The sequence below is a fragment of the Raoultella sp. genome (genome assembly GCF_039594335.1).
Classification (GTDB): domain Bacteria; phylum Pseudomonadota; class Gammaproteobacteria; order Enterobacterales; family Enterobacteriaceae; genus Klebsiella.
This window is the reverse complement of record NZ_JBCNNS010000228.1, coordinates 1-4,091: the sequence shown is the minus strand read 5'-3', so window position 1 is coordinate 4,091 and position 4,091 is coordinate 1. Positions and strand designations below refer to the sequence as shown.

At 54.9% G+C, this 4,091-nt stretch carries 7 protein-coding genes; 2 read left to right on the top strand and 5 right to left on the bottom strand.

Going from position 1 to position 4,091, the window contains the following annotated elements; all coding sequences use genetic code 11:
• The coding region (locus tag ACZAHD_RS21970) for a hypothetical protein (RefSeq protein WP_462458626.1) at positions 1-184 on the bottom strand (184 nt) is incomplete at its 3' end.
• A 75-nt stretch (positions 185-259) separates the two neighbouring features.
• Positions 260-394: a hypothetical protein gene (locus tag ACZAHD_RS21965; protein ID WP_462458625.1), complete on the bottom strand. Its 135-nt coding sequence runs from the start codon at positions 392-394 to the stop codon at positions 260-262.
• A 69-nt stretch (positions 395-463) separates the two neighbouring features.
• On the opposite strand from ACZAHD_RS21965, the gene ACZAHD_RS21960 reads away from it, so the two are divergent.
• Complete coding sequence (locus ACZAHD_RS21960) at positions 464-1,024, top strand: DsbA family protein (RefSeq protein ID WP_462458624.1); 561 nt, start codon at positions 464-466, stop codon at positions 1,022-1,024.
• Positions 1,025-1,141: 117 nt separating this feature from the next.
• On the top strand, positions 1,142-2,008 hold the full coding sequence (gene yghU, locus ACZAHD_RS21955) for a glutathione-dependent disulfide-bond oxidoreductase (RefSeq protein WP_462458623.1): 867 nt from the start codon (positions 1,142-1,144) through the stop codon (positions 2,006-2,008).
• A 34-nt stretch (positions 2,009-2,042) separates the two neighbouring features.
• Here yghU and ACZAHD_RS21950 read toward each other — a convergent pair whose 3' ends face one another.
• The 3 genes from ACZAHD_RS21950 to ACZAHD_RS21940 all read right to left on the bottom strand — a co-directional run bounded on the left by ACZAHD_RS21950 (position 2,043) and on the right by ACZAHD_RS21940 (position 4,074).
• Complete coding sequence (locus ACZAHD_RS21950) at positions 2,043-2,330, bottom strand: DUF2623 family protein (RefSeq protein WP_462458622.1); 288 nt, start codon at positions 2,328-2,330, stop codon at positions 2,043-2,045.
• 78 nt (positions 2,331-2,408) lie between these two features.
• Positions 2,409-3,296: a YghX family hydrolase gene (yghX, locus tag ACZAHD_RS21945; RefSeq protein WP_462458621.1), complete on the bottom strand. Its 888-nt coding sequence runs from the start codon at positions 3,294-3,296 to the stop codon at positions 2,409-2,411.
• Positions 3,297-3,579: 283 nt separating this feature from the next.
• Positions 3,580-4,074 carry a TIGR00645 family protein gene (locus ACZAHD_RS21940; protein WP_462458627.1) on the bottom strand — a complete coding sequence of 165 codons (495 nt, stop codon included), beginning with the start codon at positions 4,072-4,074 and terminating at the stop codon, positions 3,580-3,582.
• Between the last annotated feature and the right edge of the window lie 17 nt (positions 4,075-4,091).

The window sequence follows — 4,091 nt, the reverse complement described above, 5'->3', positions numbered from 1 at the left end:
ATTCAACGCACTGCCATTTGTGCCCCATATACTCATTGTCGATGTAACTGCGGAACGTCGCGTCATCCGGATAGTCGCGCGGATTTAAACTGCTGTAATTTGATGAATAAATGGCTACGCCCCCCGGCGCGTAGCCTAACAATGTACCGAAGGGGGCATCACTACTTGTCGATCCTTTGCTCATTAGCCTGACCTCAAATTAATGCAGCCCGGGCAGTTGGCGGAACAAAACTCCCTCTTCTTATCCTGCCACAGGCACTTACCAGACAGAGGTGAAATGATGATACCACTCATTGGATTCTCCGATCGTACCCTGCAGGAAAATAACCCGGCGCCCGGGGGGAAAAGTGATATCGTTATTTGTAATATCTCCCCGTAATACTTCAGGTTGCATTGACCTTAACAACAGCCAGGATGATTCAGGGAACCATAACGAAGAATGAGACAACGTCAGGAGTTGATTATGAGCGTACAATCGCATCTGCAGGCTCAACCGCTGGTCTGGGGCCACGGCCCACGGACTTTTGAGGTTTTCCTTGAGCCTACCTGCCCGTTTTCCGTCCGGGCCTTCAATAAGCTCGACGATCTGCTGGAGGAAGTCGGCGCGGATAATGTGACCATCAAGATTCGCCTGCAGTCGCAGCCGTGGCACCTTTTCTCCGGCGTCATCGTACGCTGCATTCTTGCCGCCTCGACGCTACCGCACGGCAGAGAGCAGGCGCAAAAGGTGTTAAAAGCCGTCGCCGACCATCGCGAAGAGTTTGAATTTACCGATCATTGCAGCGGGCCGAATATGGACACTACGCCGCAGCAGATTATCCAGCGCATTGAGCAATACAGTCAGGTTCAGCTCTCTACGGCCTTTGCCCACCCTGAGCTGCAGGCTGAGATTAAATGGCATTGCAAATACGCGCGACAGAACGGTATTCATGTCTCGCCTACCTTTATGGTCAACGGCCTGGTGCAGCCGGATCTCGGCAGCGGCGACGATATCAGCGTATGGGCCACGCGGATTATGGCCTGAGTCCCCCCTCGCCCCGGTTGCACGACGCTGACCGGGGCCAATAAGCCTCACACTGTTAAACCTGCCTGGAATCTCCTGCTACACTCCCTCAATAGCTCACTAAAAAGGCAGGTCCTCATGTCAGAGAATAACTACCAACCACCTAAAGTGTGGGAGTGGAAGCAAAACAAGGGCGGCGCGTTCGCCAACATCAACCGTCCCGTCTCCGGCGCAACCCATGAAAAAGCGCTACCGGTCGGCTCACATCCACTACAGCTCTACTCCCTGGGCACACCAAACGGCCAGAAGGTGACCATCCTGCTGGAAGAACTGCTGGCGCTCGGCGTCAGCGGCGCGGAATACGATGCCTGGCTGATTCGCATTGGCGAAGGCGATCAGTTCTCAAGCGGTTTTATTGAGGTCAACCCCAACTCAAAAATTCCCGCGCTGAGCGACCACTCCACCACCCCGCCCACGCGCGTATTTGAGTCCGGCAGCATCCTGCTTTACCTCGCAGAGAAGTTTGGTTTCTTCCTGCCAAAAGATCCCGCCGGGCGGACCGAAACCCTGAACTGGCTGTTCTGGTTACAGGGCGCAGCTCCGTTCCTCGGTGGCGGTTTTGGCCACTTCTTTAACTATGCGCCGGTGAAAATCGAGTATGCGATTGACCGCTTCACGATGGAAGCCAAGCGTCAGCTCGACGTGCTGGATAAACAGCTCGCCCGCAACCGCTATATTTCCGGGGAAGAGTACACCATCGCCGATATGGCCATCTGGCCATGGTACGGTAATGTGGTGCTGGGTGGGGTGTATAACGCCGCGGAATTCCTTGACGCCGGCAGCTATAAAAACGTCCTGCGCTGGGCGCAGGACATCGGCAATCGTCCGGCAGTCAAACGCGGGCGAATCGTCAACCGGACCAACGGCCCGCTAAACGAGCAGTTGCATGAGCGTCACAGCGCCAGCGACTTCGATACCCTGACCGAAGACAAGCGCCAGGCATAACGCCTCGCCTACCGGGGGTTTCGGCCTTCGGTAGTTAACTTTCCAGCCGGTAACCCGCCATAAAGTAACGCATCGCGGAACAGGAATGTCCTTCCCTGAAGAAATCCATGACCATGTTTCTGTCCAGGCCATAGCGGCGGGTGAGGATCCCGGCCTCCCAGGCGCTAAGCTGGCGATCGCCGGTTTTTTCAAACATACGCTGAGAATAACCGAGGACGAACCCTCGTTTATAATCCGCGCAAAAACCGGCCGCATTGCTGGCGCTTTCAGCCTGAGAAGCCTTCAGTCCCGCCATTAAACCTTTGCCAAAATGGTTATCCATCGCTTTCCCCCCTCAATCGTTATATACAAAATTATATAGCGATTTTTTGGGCGAGTGCCAGCGCTATTTCCGCCCTTTTTAGCCGAGATATCTGGCAAACCACGCCAGCGTTCGCTGCCAGGCAAGCCCGGCGGCGGCCCGGTCGTAGCGCGGCGTGGAGTCGTTGTGAAAACCGTGATTCACCTGAGGATAGATATAGGCCTCGAACACTTTATGCTGCGCCTTCAGCGCCTGTTCATAGGCGGGCCAGCCGTCCGTGATGGGCTTATCCAGCTCCGCATAGTGCAGCAGCAGCGGCGCATGGATTTTCGCGACATCCGCGATCGGCGGCTGGCGGCCATAAAACGGCACTGCGCAGGCCAGTTCCGGGATCGCCACGGCGGCAGCATTACACACACCGCCGCCGTAACAAAAACCGGTTATTCCCACTTTGCCGCTCGCCTGCGGATGTTTTTCCATAAAGGCGACGGCGGCAAAAAAGTCGTTCATCAGTTTCTGCGGATCGACTTTCTGCTGAAGCTCGCGCCCTTCGTCGTCATTGCCGGGATAGCCGCCCACCGAACTCAGGCCATCCGGTGCCAGCGCGATGTAACCGGCTTTGGCCACTCGCCGGGCGACATCTTCGATATAGGGATTCAGCCCGCGATTCTCATGCACGACGATCACCGACGCCGGTTTTACGCTTGATTTCGTCGGCACCACCAGATAACCGCGCACCTCTCCGTGGCCTTCGGGCGAAGGATAGTGAATATATTCCGCATGAATATCCGGGTCGGTAAACGAGACCTGTTCGGCAAGCGCATAGTTGGGTTTCAGCAGGTTAAACAGCGCCATGGCGGTCATACCACCGACGGCATACTTCCCGGCCATCTGCAAAAATTCCCTTTTGCTGATTTTGCCGTGCGCGTAATAGTCGTAATACTCCAGCAGCTGTTGCGGAAAATCTTTCGCCGTCAGTCGTGCCATGATCTCTTCTCCGGAAATGTCCCCCTTTAAGCAAAGCATAAGCGCGGGCATGCGCCAGCGGGGAAAAGCAGAAACGGGGAGAATAAAGCCCGGCGGCCAAAACCGTCGGGGGAAAGGATGAAGGTCTCAGATTACAGACAAAGTGTGTTATTCTGGAAGTGCCCGCCGGCGCATCGCTTGCACGGACCGACAGGAAACCATGGATTTTGTCGGCCGGTTCAACCGCCAGCCGCGACCTGGCAGAAACAGCAGCATAATATCCGGAAGCGGCTTGTCATCAACCTCAGTGTTTCACTTTGGTCAGACGGTCGAGATAGCCCATCACAAACGCCGACAGCACAAAGGTCAGATGGATAATGACGTACCACATCAGTTTGTTATCCGGTACGTTTTTCGCGTCCATAAACACCCGCAGCAAATGGATAGAGGAGATGGCGACAATCGACGCCGCCACTTTATTTTTCAGAGAAGTGGCATCCATTTTACCCAGCCAACTGAGCTTTTCTTTACCTTCATTGATATCCAGCTGGGAGACAAAATTTTCGTAGCCGGAGAACATCACCATCACCAGCAGGCCGCCCACCAGCGTCATATCGACCAGCGACAGCAGCGTCAGAATCAGATCCGACTCGCCCACACTGAAGATGTGCGGCAGTATGTGGAAAATCTCCTGAAAAAACTTGATCGACAGCGCAATCAGCCCGAGTGAAAGACCAAAATAAACCGGCGCCAGCAACCAGCGTGAGGTATACATAGCATTTTCCAGAAAGCGTTCCATAAGATCCTGTGAGTTAA